This is a genomic window from Thioclava sp. DLFJ5-1, from assembly GCF_002020115.1.
Lineage (GTDB): Bacteria > Pseudomonadota > Alphaproteobacteria > Rhodobacterales > Rhodobacteraceae > Thioclava > Thioclava sediminum.
The window spans coordinates 1,369,134-1,383,522 of sequence record NZ_MPZU01000001.1; the positions used below are offsets into that span (position 1 = coordinate 1,369,134).

The 14,389-nt window shown below is 65.0% G+C and carries 14 protein-coding genes; 2 read left to right on the forward strand and 12 right to left on the reverse strand.

The window, feature by feature from the left end; genetic code table 11:
- Positions 1-52 precede the first annotated feature (52 nt).
- The 9 genes from tilS to BMI86_RS06565 form a co-directional block, all read right to left on the reverse strand.
- Positions 53-1,315, reverse strand: coding sequence for a tRNA lysidine(34) synthetase TilS (gene tilS, locus BMI86_RS06525; RefSeq protein WP_246831645.1), 1,263 nt, complete (start codon positions 1,313-1,315; stop codon positions 53-55).
- A complete protein-coding gene (gene ybgF / locus BMI86_RS06530) occupies positions 1,287-2,120 on the reverse strand; it encodes a tol-pal system protein YbgF (protein WP_348638949.1) in 834 nt (277 codons plus the stop codon). The genes tilS and ybgF overlap by 29 nt, the downstream gene beginning before the upstream one ends.
- A 5-nt stretch (positions 2,121-2,125) precedes the next feature.
- Complete coding sequence (pal, locus tag BMI86_RS06535) at positions 2,126-2,653, reverse strand: peptidoglycan-associated lipoprotein Pal (RefSeq protein WP_078540248.1); 528 nt, start codon at positions 2,651-2,653, stop codon at positions 2,126-2,128.
- Positions 2,654-2,724: 71 nt separating this feature from the next.
- Entirely contained in the window at positions 2,725-4,011 is a 1,287-nt protein-coding gene (gene tolB, locus BMI86_RS06540; RefSeq protein WP_244176580.1) for a Tol-Pal system beta propeller repeat protein TolB, read from the reverse strand.
- A 138-nt stretch (positions 4,012-4,149) separates the two neighbouring features.
- Positions 4,150-5,379, reverse strand: coding sequence for a hypothetical protein (locus tag BMI86_RS06545; RefSeq protein WP_078540250.1), 1,230 nt, complete (start codon positions 5,377-5,379; stop codon positions 4,150-4,152).
- Positions 5,380-5,398: 19 nt separating this feature from the next.
- Positions 5,399-5,878, reverse strand: a complete 480-nt coding sequence (gene tolR / locus BMI86_RS06550; protein WP_078540251.1) for a protein TolR — start codon at positions 5,876-5,878, stop codon at positions 5,399-5,401.
- A 2-nt stretch (positions 5,879-5,880) separates the two neighbouring features.
- Entirely contained in the window at positions 5,881-6,576 is a 696-nt protein-coding gene (gene tolQ, locus BMI86_RS06555) for a protein TolQ (protein WP_078540252.1), read from the reverse strand.
- 115 nt (positions 6,577-6,691) lie between these two features.
- Entirely contained in the window at positions 6,692-7,093 is a 402-nt protein-coding gene (ybgC, locus tag BMI86_RS06560) for a tol-pal system-associated acyl-CoA thioesterase (RefSeq protein WP_078521933.1), read from the reverse strand.
- Positions 7,083-7,778, reverse strand: a complete 696-nt coding sequence (locus BMI86_RS06565) for a hypothetical protein (RefSeq protein ID WP_244176581.1) — start codon at positions 7,776-7,778, stop codon at positions 7,083-7,085. Before BMI86_RS06565 ends, ybgC begins: the two co-directional genes overlap by 11 nt.
- A 413-nt stretch (positions 7,779-8,191) precedes the next feature.
- On the opposite strand from BMI86_RS06565, the gene ileS reads away from it, so the two are divergent.
- Positions 8,192-11,176: an isoleucine--tRNA ligase gene (gene ileS / locus BMI86_RS06570; RefSeq protein WP_078540253.1), complete on the forward strand. Its 2,985-nt coding sequence runs from the start codon at positions 8,192-8,194 to the stop codon at positions 11,174-11,176.
- 62 nt (positions 11,177-11,238) lie between these two features.
- On the opposite strand, the gene BMI86_RS06575 is transcribed toward ileS, so the two are convergent.
- The 3 genes from BMI86_RS06575 to motA all read right to left on the reverse strand — a co-directional run bounded on the left by BMI86_RS06575 (position 11,239) and on the right by motA (position 13,019).
- Positions 11,239-11,631 (reverse strand): DUF805 domain-containing protein, encoded by a 393-nt coding sequence (locus BMI86_RS06575; RefSeq protein WP_078540254.1) that lies wholly within the window; start codon positions 11,629-11,631, stop codon positions 11,239-11,241.
- 79 nt (positions 11,632-11,710) lie between these two features.
- Positions 11,711-12,142 (reverse strand): flagellar FliJ family protein, encoded by a 432-nt coding sequence (locus BMI86_RS06580; protein WP_078540255.1) that lies wholly within the window; start codon positions 12,140-12,142, stop codon positions 11,711-11,713.
- Positions 12,143-12,149: 7 nt separating this feature from the next.
- A complete protein-coding gene (gene motA / locus BMI86_RS06585; protein ID WP_078521940.1) occupies positions 12,150-13,019 on the reverse strand; it encodes a flagellar motor stator protein MotA in 870 nt (289 codons plus the stop codon).
- 232 nt (positions 13,020-13,251) lie between these two features.
- Between motA and BMI86_RS06590 the strand changes: the two genes are divergently transcribed.
- Complete coding sequence (locus BMI86_RS06590; RefSeq protein WP_078540256.1) at positions 13,252-14,388, forward strand: hypothetical protein; 1,137 nt, start codon at positions 13,252-13,254, stop codon at positions 14,386-14,388.
- Position 14,389: the final 1 nt, after the last annotated feature.

A 14,389-nucleotide genomic window follows, 5' to 3' on the forward strand; every position in this document is an offset into this window, starting at 1 on the left:
ACCTGCGGTCGCCGCCTCTTCCTCAGTGAAAATAGGCATTACGCGCCGGGGTTCAACGTCGAATTAGCCAAGTGGCGAATGCGTCGCGGGAAATCCGCGCCCGCCAGCCTGCGCCAAAGCCCGCGATCGGGGCCGCGACAAGCGTCTCGCCGCGCCAAATGGCAGGACTTGCGGCAAGCGAGGCACGCGGAAGGCCAGTGTCGCGCCAGTCGGGGCATTGGCGCAATCCCGCCTCCCCCAGCGCCGCGACTTCCGCGACGTCGGTTGCGGGCCCGGTGACCTCCCAGCGGTCCCAAAGCGCGGCGCCAGCTTCGACAGCCACGCGCAGGTCGGCCACGGCCTGCGCCTCGCGGGTAATGCGGATCGCGTCTTTGCCGGAGGTGATGCGGCAACCATGCAGGGTGCGGTCGCCGGGCTGCACGATCTCCGACAGCAAGCTCAGCACCTTCGCGGCGCGCGGCGCATACTCCGCCCCGGAGACCCAGCGCAGCGCCGCCACGATCAGGCGGCGTTGCAATTCCGAATCCATCGCGGCGAAGCCCGTGGCATCGATCAGCATATCGCCCGACGCCTCGGAGACGTGACGTGCGACCTCCGCCGACAGCAACCGATTCAGCGCGGCATTCGCCGCCGAGAGGTTCGCCGTCACGCCGGCGATCGCCTGCGCATCGACGCCCAAAGGCGCGAGCGCCCCGAGCGCCTGACGCGCCTTGACCCGGTCGAAGCGGTCATTCGCGTTGGAGGGGTCGTCGATCCACGTGATGCCTTCCGCGCGCAGATGGTCGCGCAACGACTCGCGTGTCTGGCCAAGAAACGGACGATGCCATGTCACGCCTTCGGCCTCGAACCGCGGACGCATGCCCGAGAGCCCCTCCAGCCCTGCCTCGCGGGCGAGCCGCATCAGGAAGGTCTCGGCCTGATCGTTGGCGGTATGCCCCAGCGCGACATCGGCAATCCCGTTTTCGCGTGCCCAAGCGCCGATCAGCCGCAACCGCGCCCGGCGCGCGGCATCCATCAGGTTGCCTTCGGCGGTGGCTCCGTCCCAGCGCAGGACGCTATGTGCAATGCCGCGATCCGCGCAGAACCGCCCGACAAACGCAGCTTCCTCGGCGGCCTCGGGGCGCAGCCCGTGATCCACCGTCACCGCGGCGACCTCGAAATGCGCAGCCAGCAGCACCAGCGCCGCCATCGAATCCGAGCCCCCGGAAACGGCAACCCCGACGCGCCGGGGCGCATCGGGGTCAAAACCGTGTCTTGCGATGTCGTCCAGCGTCACCGGAGCGCGCTCACTGGCATCCCAGCGATTGCTGCGCACTCTGCGCCTCGCCCGCCGCCGACGAACCCGGGAAGCGTGCGCTCACCTGACCCAGCGTGGTGCAGGCCTCGCTCTGTTGGCCAAGCTGCCCCAGCGCCTTGCCGAGCGACAGCAGGTTGTCGGCCGCCCGCGACCCTTTCGGATCGGCGGAGAACCCGTCGAGCCACGCGCGTGCAGCACCCGCCTCGTCGCCCTGCTTTTGCAGCGCCATGCCGCGATAATACATCGCGTCGCTGGTCAGCGGGGAGCCGGGATAGGTCTGCCGGAAAGTGGTGAGAAGATCAGCCGCCGAGGCGTAATCGCCATCCTCATAGGCTTTCTTGCCCGCTTCGAAATCCGATTTCTCGTTGATCGCGAGATCGGGGCCGGGCGTGGAATCCGGCGCAGGGCCGGTGACCGAGGGCGCATTGGTCGGCGCGTCGCCTCCCAGCGGCTTGGCCATACCCAGCTTCGAAATGTCGCAGTTCTCTTCCATCTCGCAGACCCGGAAATTCAGATCGCCGATCCGCTTCGTGCCATCGGCCACGACGCGGTTGATCTTGTTTTCCAGCTCTTCGACGCGGTCGGTCATATGCGACAGCGACAGCTCCATCGAGTCCATGCGCTGCAGAGCGGAATCGCCGCCCGCTTTCTGCAGACCCGCCTGGCCAGAGGATTTCAGCTCCTGGCGCAGGCTGTCGATCTCGGTCTGAAGCTGACCCAATTCGGTCTTGATATCCGCCAGCGTCTGGGCGCGGTTCGCGTCCTGAGCCAGCGCGGGCGCGGCTGCCAGAACAGCCGCGCCGAGAAGCAAAGCTCTCAGCATCGCGATCAGCTCCCGACCGCCGATTGCGAGATCACCGTCACGGCGCGACGGTTCTTCATGTAGCACTCCTCAGTGGAGCAGATCGCCAGCGGGCGTTCCTTACCGTAGGAAACCGTGCGCAGACGGTTGCCTGCCACGCCCTGGCTGATCAGGTATTCCTGCACAGCCGAGGCACGGCGCGCGCCGAGCGCGAGGTTGTATTCGCGGGTGCCCTGCTCGTCGGCATGGCCTTCGATGATCGCAGTGTAGCTCGGGTGGCTCACCAGCCAGCTTGCCTGCTGGGACAGGATGCCGCGCGCGGTGTCGGTCAGGGTCGACTGGTCAACCTGGAAATGCACCATGTCGCCGATGGTCTGGCTGAAATAGGCCGGCGAGTTCGGATCGTTGATCCCGCCTTGGCTGATGCCGCCTGCACCGCCCGGGCCGAGCGCGCCGCCTGGGCCGGTCGCACCGGAGCCGTATTGGTCGGGGTTCGAACAGGCCGCGAGGCCCAGCATCGAGATGGCCAACACGGCCTTCACTGCAAAATTCATTGGTTCCGCCTTTGTTGATCTGCCCATTGCGGGCGAGCCTACCAGTTTCTCTAACGCTTGTTAATCCGCCCTCAGGGCAGAAGCGGCGACCAGGCCGGGTCCGATGCGGCTCCCGGCGTGGAGACTTTCTTCAGGTTGCGCCCGGAGATGTCGACCGAATAGAGCGAGGCCGACCCTTGGGCGCCGGGGCTCTCCCGGGTGAACATGATCACGCGGCCATTGGGCGACCAGGTCGGGCCCTCGTCGAGGAAGGACGAGGTCAGCAGACGCTCTTCCGAGCCATCGGTGCGCATCACGCCGATATGGAAGCGGCCCTGATTTTGCTTGGTGAAGGCGATCATGTCGCCGCGCGGCGACCAGACCGGGGTCGAATAGCGCCCGTCACCAAAGCTGATCCGCGTCGCGTCACCGCCGCCCGCGGGCATGATGTAGAGCTGCTGCGTGCCCGAACGGTCGGATTCGAACACGATCCGCGAACCGTCGGGCGAGAAGCTGGGCGAGGTTTCGATCGCAGGCGAGGTCGTCAGGCGCTGGGTCTGGCCCGAGCTGATATTCATCATCCACAGATCGGTATTGCCGTTCTGCTCCATCGAATAGACGATCTTCGTGCCATCGGGCGAGAAGCGCGGCGCGAAGGTCATCGTGCCGGGCACTTCCGGCAGAAGCCGCGCCGAGGCGGTGGCCACGTCGAGCATCTTGATGCGCGGGAAGCCGGTCTCGAAGGTGGTGAACAGCACCTTCGTCCCGTCACGCGAGAAGCGCGGCGCGAGCACGATGGTCGAGGCATCGGTGAGATAGGTCACGTTCGCGCCGTCGTAATCCATCACGGCGAGCCGCTTCTGGCGATTGTCCTTCGGCCCGCTTTCCGAGACGAAGACCACGCGGCTGTCGAAATAGGGCCCCTCGCCCGTGATGCGCGAATAGATCACGTCCGAGACCTTGTGCGCCAGACGCCGCCAGCTTGCCGGCGAGGCCGCGAGCTGCTGCCCGTCGCCCATCTGCTGACCCGAGAACACGTCGAAGAGGCGGAACTTCACGACCACCTTGCCGCCCTGCATCCCGACCGAGCCCACGACCAGCGCCTGCGCGTTGATCGCCTGCCAGTCGGAATATTTCACCGGCGTGTCGAAGCTCGACACGTTCTGGATATAGGCGGATTTCGGGATTTCGCGGAACAGGCCCGTGCCCGTCAGATCGCTCGAGATCACCTGCGTGATCTGGCTCGCCATATCGGCGGCCTCGGAACTTTCGGGGATGAAGCCCGCAATCGCGAACGGCATCGGCTCGATCACACCGTCGGTGATCTCGATATGCAGCGGTTCGGAATCCTGCGCGGTTGCGGCGATGGGTGCCAGCATCACAGCCGCCAGCAAACTGAGAACGAAACGCATCATGTCACACACTCCCTTTCCGGGTCTTGCCCGGTTTGTAACGCGCTGCGGCACGATCGTGCATCACAACCCCATGACACCGCGCGGAAACTCGCCGATCCATCGTCATTTCATCCTCATTTTTTCGGGATTGAAGTCGATGGTGATCGTTTTCCAGCGGTCGTATTTCTCCGGCGGCAGCGGGAACCCGTCCGAGCCGCACAGAACGATAGCGCGACGCCCGGCCTCGAAGGCCTGATCGACCGCGTTGCCGCTGCCGCCCGTCGCCCCGACCAGCTTGATCGAGGAGATGATCGGGTGGCCGTCGGGCTGCATGTCGACCGAGAGCGTCACCGTGGTGCGCAGCGCATCCGAGCTGAGCGCGCCAGTATTCCAGCACTGCTTGATATCGACGATCAGCGCGTCTTTCTCGCCCGCGGTGATCGGCGGACCCGTCGGCGCAGAGCCGGTGCCGCCCGTGCCCTCGCCACCCAAGGCTGCCGCCAGAGCATCGTTGACCGAGGCGCTGTCGACTTTCTTCGGCTCGCTCGGCGCGGGCTTGGTCTCTGCCGGTTTCGGCTCGGCGGGCTTCTTCTCGGCAGGCGCGGCGGCCGTCTGCGTCTCTTTCGGCGCAGGCGGTTTCGGCTTGGCGCTCGGACGCGGCGAGGCCAGCGGCGCAGAGCTTTCCGGCTTGTCTTCGGTCTTGTTCGCTTCGGTCACGATCTCCGTCGAGGCTTCCGGCGGCGCAGTCGCCTCCTTCGGCTTCTCGACCGGTTGATCGGGCGTGTCGGCGGGTTTTGGCGCCTCTTGCGGCTGGGCCTGCGGATCGACCTTCGCTTCGGGCGGCGGCTCGGGCGCAGGGGTCGGGGCCACGCGTGGCGCCTGTTTCGGCTTCGGCGCAGGAGAGATATCGGGCGTGACCGTCGGCGAGGGCTCCTCGACCGGCGGCACGATTTCGGGCGGCGTGTCGCTGACCTCTGCGGGCGGCGTCGGCTCTTGCAGGGCCGAGACGTCGGGCTGCGCATCAGGGGCCGGATCGGGCTGCTGCATCGCCTGCGGCTCGGGTTCCGGCTTGGCCTGCGGATCGGGCGCGGGCGTCTCAGGCGGCGGTGTCGTCTCGGAAGGTGTATCGGGCGCCGTGGGCGCAACCGGATCCGGCGTCGGCTGCGGCGCATCCTTCGGCGCCGAGGCCATCATCGTGTTGAAGTCCTCCTCGGACATCACCGCGACCTGGCTGATCACCACCGGCGCGTTCGGCTTCGGGAAGAACCACTGCCCCCCGGCAATGACCCAGAAGAGCACGCCCACATGCAGCGCGCCCGACAGGCCGTAACCGATCTTGTCCGCACGGTTCATGCGATGCTGCCCCCTGGGCTCAGTTCCCCGCAGGCGCCGTCAATTGCGGCCCCCCGGTATCGGTGACGAGCGTGATGTTCGAGAACCCCGCGCCGTTGAGCGCGCCCATCACCTGCACCACCTGAGAATAGGAAATCTTGCCATCCGCGCGCAGGAACACCTTGTTGCTGTTACGCTCGGCCGAGATCGCTTTGAGACGATCGATCAGCTGGTCCTGCGGTACTTCCGAGTTCATCAGCGAGACTTTCCCGTCCGCCTGAAGCGAGATCGTCAGCGGCGTTTCCTGCTCTGTCGGCACGGCCTTGGCCGCCGTCTTCGGCAGCTCCAGCGGCACGCCCACGGTCATCATCGGCGCGGCGACCATGAAGATCACCAGCAGCACCAGCATCACGTCGACCATCGGCGTGACGTTGATCTCGCTCATCGCAGCGTGGCGCCCGCGCCCGCTCCTGCGGCGCCGCGATCCGCCCGATCCGCGTTTTGCAACACCCGCGCCCATGATCAGCTATCCAACTGGCGCGACAGGATGGTCGAGAATTCGTCCGCGAAGGCCTCGTAGTTGCCCGCGATGCGATCGGCATCGGACGACAGCTTGTTGTAGAAGATCACCGCCGGGATTGCCGCAAGCAGACCCAGCGCGGTCGCGACAAGCGCTTCCGAGATGCCGGGCGCCACGACGGCGAGCGAGGTGTTCTGCGAGATCGCGATCTCCTCGAAGGCGACCTTGATCCCCCAGACCGTGCCGAACAGGCCCACGAAGGGCGAGATCGAGCCCACGGTCGCCAAGAAATTCAGCCCGTAATTGAGGTTCTCGGTGGCTTTCTGGATCGCGACATCCATCGAGCGTTCGATCCGCGCCTGCGCGCCGGTGATCAGCGCGCCGTCCTGACGGTGCGACCGACGCCATTCCAGCATGCCGGCGGCGAAGATCTTCTGGCTCGCCCCATCCGGCGCGGGGCCGATCTGGTCGAACAGCTCATCGAGCGGCTCACCCGACCAGAAGGCCCGATCGAAGGCTTCCGCCTCGGAGCGCGCCGCGCGATAGGCGATGAATTTGCGGATGATGATCGCCCAGGACCAGAAGCTGGCCACCACAAGGATGATCATCACGAGTTTGACGGTCAGCGATGCGCGCAGAAAGAGCGCAAGCAGGGAGAAGTCGATCTCCTGCGCCATCGCAAGCGAAGATTGGTCCATAGGTACTGCTCGCCGGTTGGGGCCACGTTATCGGGCCTCTGATTACCAGCGATTCTATATCAGCAGTAAGGGGAACGCCATAACAACAATGTAACCGGCGAAACCCCGCCGCTTTTCAATGCAGTTTCGGGGCCAGTTTCCGGCGAATATCGGCGGGAAGCCGCTGAGCCGCCCCCGCCTCATTGAGACAGACGATGGTGACCTGCGCGGTGAACAGCACCTCGCCGTCGCGCTGCACGGTCTGCTCCATCACGAAACGCGCGCCCGTCTCGGCCACCAGATCGGTCGTGACCACCAGCTCGTCGTCGAATTTCGCGGGGCGCAGATAGTCGGCCTCGACCCGGCGCACCGCGAAGACCACGCCGTGATCGGCCTTCAGCGCGACCTGATCCACGCCCAGCGCGCGGACGAATTCGGACCGCCCGCGCTCGATGAACTTCAGGTAATTGGCGTAATAGACGATCCCCGCGAGATCAGTGTCCTCGTAATAGACCCGGATCGGAAACTCATGCGCCATTCTCGTTCTCCTGATCGTCCGGCTCCGCCTCGCCCACTTCGCGCGACAATTCCCGCACCGCCTCTGCGGCCTCGCCCTGACGCAGACCTGCGCGGGCGGCAAGGCGCAGCGCGTGGCTCGGATCTTTGGCAACCGCCGGCATCGTCGGATCGTAGCCCGCCGCAATGATCGCCGCGATCTCGGGGCGCAGCACGGTCACCCCGCGCGCAACCGCCAGCGGCGAGCGTTTCACGAAAGCCTTGTCGGACCACAGCAGGATCATCTGCACCGCCTGGCTCAGCGCGATCACCTCGGCAGGCACCTCGTCGAGCCCGGCATCCATCCGCACGAAGGCGAAACAGGCCCGGATCGCACCGTCCTTGTCGAAGCGGAAGACGCGATACTGGTTCGCGCCCTGATCGTCGAGCCGGATCACCAGATCCTGCAGCCCGTCGATCAGGTGATCGAGATTGGGCACCTCGAGCAATTCCTGCCAGTCGCGGAAGAAGAAGATCATCAGGTTCGCGCCAAGCTCAGGATCGGTCTCGGCCATCTTGTGCCCGGCCAGTGCCACGACCGCCTCGACCGCGCCCTTCACGGTCGCCAGCGTCGCAGCCTCGACCCCGAAGACGACCGGCACGACCGGGCGCCCCCAGCGCGCGAACAGATACTCGTCGGAGGAACGCCGGAAGAGCTGCTCCACCATTTCGCCCGTGATCTCTGCCTGTTCCGACATGCTGCCTCCCTCGCTTCGCCCTGACCCTAAGAGATCGCGACGGAGGGGGAAAGGGGCCAACCCTTCTGCCGCGTATCCCCGGCTCTTGCCTGCAGATGCATTTCGGCTTGGCACAAATATCCCGGGGGAGCGCCCGACAGGGCGTGGGGGCAGCGCCCCCCTCTTCTTCGTCGATTGCGCACCCACAGTGACGGGCGGCAGCCCTCCCTGATCTGCGCTTGCCGCCCTGCGGTCGCACGCCTATAAGGGCGGCATGTTCTTGCTGGCTGCATATCCGCGAATTACCTGCCCGGCGCTCTGACGCGTCAGGGTAGCCGGGATATTGCGCCAAGCCCCGAGGCGTGCGCGCGCACGCCCTTCCCTTTCCCAAGGACGACAATTCCATGAGTTCCGACCAGACCACCGAGACGACCGCCCCCGATTATCGTGGCACCGTCTTCCTGCCGAAAACCGATTTCCCGATGCGCGCGGGCCTGCCCATGCGCGAGCCCGACTGGCTGGCACGTTGGGAGAAGATCGGCGTCTACGACCGCCTGCGCGAGAAGGCCGCGAAGGACAACCGCCCGAGCTTCGTGCTCCATGACGGCCCTCCCTATGCGAACGGCCATCTCCATATCGGTCACGCGCTCAACAAGATCCTGAAGGACTTCATCACCCGCTCGCAGCAGATGATGGGCCGCGATGCGCGCTACGTTCCGGGCTGGGACTGTCACGGCCTGCCGATCGAGTGGAAGATCGAAGAGCAGTATCGTGCCAAGGGTCTCGACAAGGACGCGGTCGACGTCGTGGATTTCCGCCGCGAATGCCGCGCCTTTGCCGAGAACTGGGTCGACATCCAGCGCGAGGAATTCAAGCGTCTGGGCGTCTATGGCAACTGGGCCGATCCTTACCTGACGATGAACTACCATGCCGAGGCAGTGATCGCCGAGGAGTTCATGAAGTTCCTGATGAACGGCACGCTCTATCAGGGCTCCAAGCCCGTGATGTGGTCGCCGGTCGAGAAGACCGCGCTGGCCGAGGCCGAGGTCGAATATCACGACCACACCAGCCACACGATCTGGGTGCGCTTCAAGGTCCGCCGGGGCGGCAACGCGGCGATGCCGACCGAGGATGCGGTCGAGTATGACGCGGCCGATCAGGCGCTGCTGGCCGATCAGCTGCATGAGGCGAGCGTCGTGATCTGGACCACGACGCCGTGGACGATCCCGCAAAACCGCGCCGTCTCCTTCCACCCGACGATCGCCTACGGCCTCTACCGGGTCGATACGCTGGGCGAGAAATCGACCGCCGAGGAAGGCGAGCTGCTGCTGATGGCCGATGCGCTGGCGCAATCGGTGATGGATCAGGCGAAGGTCGAGAGCTTCACCCGCGTGCGCGATGTGTCCGCTGCGGAGCTGGAAGGGCTGACCCTGTCGCACCCCTATGCAGGTGTCGATGGCGCGAATGGCGAATGGGATTTCGACGTGCCGGTCCTGCCGGGCGATCACGTGACCGACGAGGCGGGGACGGGCTTCGTGCACACCGCGCCGTCGCATGGTGATGACGACTATCAGATGGGCCTGAAGTTCGGCCTGCCGATGACCTACAACGTCGAGCCCGACGGCAGCTACCGCAAGGATCTTCCGCTATTCGGCGGCGAGGCGATCGTCGCGGCGGATGGCAAGGACGGCCCGGCGAACGTGTCGAACATCAAGCAGCTCGCTTGGGCCGGTGCGCTTCTCGCCAAGGGCAAGATCAAGCACTCCTACCCGCATAGCTGGCGCTCGAAAGCGCCGCTGATCTATCGCAACACGCCGCAATGGTTCGCCGCGATCGACCACACGCTCGACGATGGCATGGGCACCTATGGTGACACGATCCGCAAGCGCGCGCTGACCTCGATCGAGGAGCTGGTGACCTTCACGCCCGAGAAGGGCAAGAACCGCCTGCATTCGATGATCGAGAACCGTCCCGACTGGGTGCTGAGCCGTCAGCGCGCCTGGGGCGTGCCGCTGACCTGCTTCGTCAAGAAGGGCGCCAAGCCCACCGACGAGGACTTCCTGCTGCGCAATGCCGAAGCCAACGCCCGCGTCATCGCCGCCTTCGAGACCGAGGGCGCGGATGCGTGGTATGAGGACGGCTTCAAAGCGAAGGTTCTCGAAGGTCTGGTGAACCCCGACGATTACGAGCAGGTCTTCGACGTGCTCGACGTGTGGTTCGACAGCGGGTCCACCCATGCTTTCGTGCTGCGCGACCGCGCAGACGGCACCGAGGATGGCATCGCCGATGTCTACCTTGAGGGCACCGACCAGCACCGCGGCTGGTTCCACTCCTCGCTGCTTCAGGCCTGCGCCACGAAAGGCCGCGCGCCCTATCGCAACGTGGTGACGCACGGGTTCACGCTCGACGAGAAGGGCATGAAGATGTCCAAATCGCTGGGCAACACGATCGTGCCCGAGGAAGTCATCAAGCAATACGGCGCGGATATCCTGCGCCTCTGGGTCGCGCAGACCGACTTCACCGAGGATCAGCGCATCGGCCCGGAGATCCTGAAAGGCGTCGCCGACAGCTATCGCCGCCTGCGCAACACGCTGCGCTTCATGCTGGGCAATCTCGACGGGTTCTCCGACGCCGAGCGCGTCGATCCGGCCGAGATGCCGGAGCTGGAGCGCTGGGTGCTACACCGTCTGGCGCAGCTCGATACCGAGGTGCGCAAGGGCTATGACGCGTTCGACTTCCAGGGCGTGTTCCAGCAGCTGTTCAACTTCTGCACGGTGGACCTGTCGGCCTTCTATTTCGACATCCGCAAGGACGCGCTCTATTGCGACCCGGAAGACGGCCTGCGTCGCCGCGCGGCGCGCACGGTGCTGGACCTTCTGTTCCATCGCCTGACGACCTGGCTCGCGCCGATCCTCGTCTTCACGATGGAAGACGTGTGGCTGTCGCGCTTCCCGGGCGACGACGCCTCGGTGCACCTGCAGGACATCCCCGAGACGCCCGAAGCTTGGGCCGACGCGAGCCTTGCCGCGAAATGGGACGGCATCCGCCGCGCCCGTCGCGTGGTGACGGCGGCGCTGGAAGTGCAGCGCTCGGCCAAGGTGATCGGGGCCTCGCTCGAGGCGGCACCTGTCGTGCATGTCGAGGATGCGGACGTTCTTGCGGCGCTGAAATCTGTGCCCTTCGAGGATCTCTGCATCACCTCGGATATCGCGCTGACCGCCGATCCGGCCCCACAGGAAGCGTACCGCCTGCCCGAAGTTTCGGGCATCTCGGTGGTCTTCGAGAAGGCGGATGGCGAGAAATGCGAACGCTGCTGGAAGATCCTGCCCGATGTCGGCACGCATAAGCATCCCGGCACCTGCAAACGGTGCGATGCGGCGCTGGACTGAGCAGACCGCTACCAAAGACGGAATGAAGGGCACCCCGCGCGGGTGCCCTTTTTCATGTCACCTCAGGACGGCATCTGATGCGGCGGCAGAGCCGGAGGCCCGAACCGGTTGCCGCCCGTGGAGCCGCGCTGGACGGTAAAGAAGAGCAGGACCAGCGTCCCGATCACCGGGATCAGCGCGATCAGAGCCCACCAGCCGGTCCGGTCGATATCGTGCAGCCGCCGCACCAGCACCGCGAGCGAGGGCAGGAACACGACGAGCGAGAAGATCGCGCCAAGAAGCGACGCATCGTCCCGCATCATCATCGGACCGAAAAGGATACGGTCCAAGATGCCGAAGACGATGTTGCCGAGAAAGATGAACAGAACGAACCACCAGAATTCGGGCCGGGCCGCGCGGCCGGTGAAGGTCACGTAGTTCGAGAAACATTTGCGGATTGCGTCGCTGAACTCCATCGGAGCGTCTCCCTCTGTTTATGTGCCGTAGGGAAAGCTTAGCCGCAGGGTCGCTCTCGACGCCAGCCTCAATGCAGATTCAGACGGCGTCCCTGTCGCGCAGCCAGCGCTGGAGCGTGCGCTCTTCGGCCTGTGCCTGCTCGCGCTTTGCCAGTTCCGCCGCGCGTTCGGCGCGGGCACGGTCGAGAAGCGTGTCGTAGGTCTTCGCCTCTCGAAACAGCTCTCGCATCCGATCTTCGAGCGGCACGCGGCGCTCGTTCAGCGCGCCGATTTCCTGATCGAGCCACGAGACCGTCTCGCGCACCGCCTCGCGAAACCCGGCGGCATAGGGCGCAGTCTCGGGCGAGGTGACGTGAAGCTCGGCGCGGGCGCGCTCTGTCAACGTATCGCGCTCGCCTTCCAGCCGCGCGACCTGCGCATTCAGCTTCGACAGCTCGCCAGCCTGCTCTTCGAGCTCGCGCCTGCGCAGCCGCCCTATCACCTCCAGAGCCGCGATCCGGTTGCGCGCCATCGCCTGTTTACGCCGCCTGCGGCAGCTCTTTCTGCGCCTGTTCGACGGCGTAGAAATCGGGCTGATAGACGGTGGGAATGCTGCCGCGACCGATCTCGATACAGATATTCGGCGGGTGGTCACTCACCAGCGCCACGAAGATATCGCGGATCACGGCATAGAACGCGGAATCCTCTTCCTCGATCTGGCGCAGACGACCGGACATCGGCTGCACGAAGCAATAGGCAAGGAACACGCCGAGGAAGGTACCGACAAGCGCACCGCCGATCATGCCGCCCAGAATCTCCGGCGGCTGGTCGATCGCACCCATCGTTTTGATCACGCCCAGAACGGCCGCGATGATGCCGATGGCGGGCAATGCGTCGGAGACGGTCTGCAGCGCCGAGGCCGGTGCCATGACCTCGCGGTGATGCTTCTTGAGCTTGCGGTTGATGACGTCCTCGGTCTGGTATTTGTCATCGAAGTTCATCGCCAGCATCCGGAAGCTGTCAGTAATCAGCTGGATCGCGAAATGGTCCTTCAGGATGCGCGGATAGCGACCGAAGATCTCGCTCTCTTCCGGGGTCTCGATATGCGAGTCGAGCGCGATGATCCCCTTGTTGCGATACAGCCGCGACAGTTCGAACAGCAGGTTGAGCAGATCAGTGTAATCCGCCGTCTTCCACTGGCTGCCCTTCATCACTTTCACAAGCCCGCGCCCCGAGCGGCGGATCATGCTGAACGAGTTCGCGATCAGGAAAGAGCCCAAGGCGGCGCCGCCGATCATCATCCCCTCGAAGGGCAGAGCGTGAATGAGAACGTCCATACTGCCGCCGGAGAGAAGGAAGCCGCCGAACACGAGGCCCACGACGGCCAACAGGCCAAGGATGATCGTCATTATTCTTTGTCCGTGTGTTTCGCGTCCTGCGGTCTTTCACCGACAGCCGCCGTTTCCTGAAATTCTTGGCTAAATCTCCGGTGACGCTCCCGTTAAGTCAAGTATAAATGCCAATATCGCGAGCAATATTAAGCATAAATTTAAGATTTCGTAGGCTTAACAAGGAAACTTGACCGATTATCCATGAATAGATAGGTTCAATCCAACACGGATCTTGCATTCAGGGCATTTCATGAGCGCCAGCGCGGAAGCCATAGCCTTTCTGCTCGAAGAGCAGGACCTGCGCCATCTGTTCCAGCAATGGCCGCAGCAGATGTGTCTGGCCGTCGGCCTCGACCCGGAAGGCGGCTGCGCGATGCTGGTCTTTCATGCGAGCGAGGCCGAGCGCGTCCTGCCCCGGCTTGCGCGGTCGATGAACTGGCGCGCGGATGAGTTCGCCGTCATTCCGAAGATCGACGGCTACCGGACCCGGCGGATGCTGTTTTCCGACGAGCAGAAGATCCTGTCGCTCGTGCATGAGACCGACGATCTTCCCGAGATCGCGCGCGATTACGCGATCAATTTCGCCTATGCCGCCGATGAGGGGCTCGACCCGGAAGCGCTGACCGATGCGAAATCGGCCTCGGTCTCGCCAGCGATGCGCGAGGTGGAGCGGCTTCTGTCGGAGCTGAACCCGGAGCAATCCACGACCACGCCGCCCGCGAGCAAGATCGCCGCGCCCCCGCCACGTGCCAGCGCGGAGCCCGTGCGCCCCGCCGGCGAGGATGGCGGCCCGCCCGGCTTCCGGCGGCTGAGCGACACCCACTGGGCCGAGGCGCTGATGGCGACGTGCGAAATCAGCCTCAGCGCCGACACCGTGCGCATTTCCATCGAAGACGCCGGTGCCGATGCGCAAAGTTTCGGGGTGCGGGACGTCTATTTCCGTGACGATCTGCACAGCTTCGCCATTCCGGTCGCCGAACTGGCGCGACAGGGCGCGACCGCCCTGCCCGGTCAGATTCACGCCCCCGCAGACCATTTTCCCGCCTCGCTTCTTGCGACCCTGCGGCGGACCCCGCTCTCGGCGCGACTGACCGCGCTCGACCACTTCATCTTCATCGCACCCGAGGCCGCGAAGCAACAGGCCGCCCCCCTCGCCGCCCCGCCGCGCGAAGAGACAGGCAAGCTCCCGGTGAAGCGCGCGGGCGCAAAGCCGCAGATGCGTACGATGCTAGGTGGTGCGGCACTGCTGTTCTTCTCGGCGCTGGCGTTGCAACTCGGCCTGACGCCCGCGCTCAGCCACGGCGAGGCGCGGAAGGTCTCGCTCGATACGATCCGCGAGTCCGTCTTCCAGTCACTTACGGACGACCAAACCGGCGAGGAGCGCTGAG

Coding starts and splice junctions, on each gene's coding strand:
- ileS (WP_078540253.1), top strand. CDS start 8,192: ATGAGTTCCGACCAGACCACCGAGACGACCGCCCCCGATTATCGTGGC.
- BMI86_RS06565 (WP_244176581.1), bottom strand. CDS start 7,778: ATGGTGGAGCAGCTCTTCCGGCGTTCCTCCGACGAGTATCTGTTCGCG.
- BMI86_RS06575 (WP_078540254.1), bottom strand. CDS start 11,631: ATGGAGTTCAGCGACGCAATCCGCAAATGTTTCTCGAACTACGTGACC.
- tolB (WP_244176580.1), bottom strand. CDS start 4,011: ATGCTGGCACCCATCGCCGCAACCGCGCAGGATTCCGAACCGCTGCAT.
- BMI86_RS06590 (WP_078540256.1), top strand. CDS start 13,252: ATGAGCGCCAGCGCGGAAGCCATAGCCTTTCTGCTCGAAGAGCAGGAC.
- motA (WP_078521940.1), bottom strand. CDS start 13,019: ATGACGATCATCCTTGGCCTGTTGGCCGTCGTGGGCCTCGTGTTCGGC.
- tolQ (WP_078540252.1), bottom strand. CDS start 6,576: ATGGACCAATCTTCGCTTGCGATGGCGCAGGAGATCGACTTCTCCCTG.
- tolR (WP_078540251.1), bottom strand. CDS start 5,878: ATGGGCGCGGGTGTTGCAAAACGCGGATCGGGCGGATCGCGGCGCCGC.
- ybgC (WP_078521933.1), bottom strand. CDS start 7,093: ATGGCGCATGAGTTTCCGATCCGGGTCTATTACGAGGACACTGATCTC.
- ybgF (WP_348638949.1), bottom strand. CDS start 2,120: ATGCTGAGAGCTTTGCTTCTCGGCGCGGCTGTTCTGGCAGCCGCGCCC.
- BMI86_RS06545 (WP_078540250.1), bottom strand. CDS start 5,379: ATGAACCGTGCGGACAAGATCGGTTACGGCCTGTCGGGCGCGCTGCAT.
- BMI86_RS06580 (WP_078540255.1), bottom strand. CDS start 12,142: ATGGCGCGCAACCGGATCGCGGCTCTGGAGGTGATAGGGCGGCTGCGC.
- pal (WP_078540248.1), bottom strand. CDS start 2,653: ATGAATTTTGCAGTGAAGGCCGTGTTGGCCATCTCGATGCTGGGCCTC.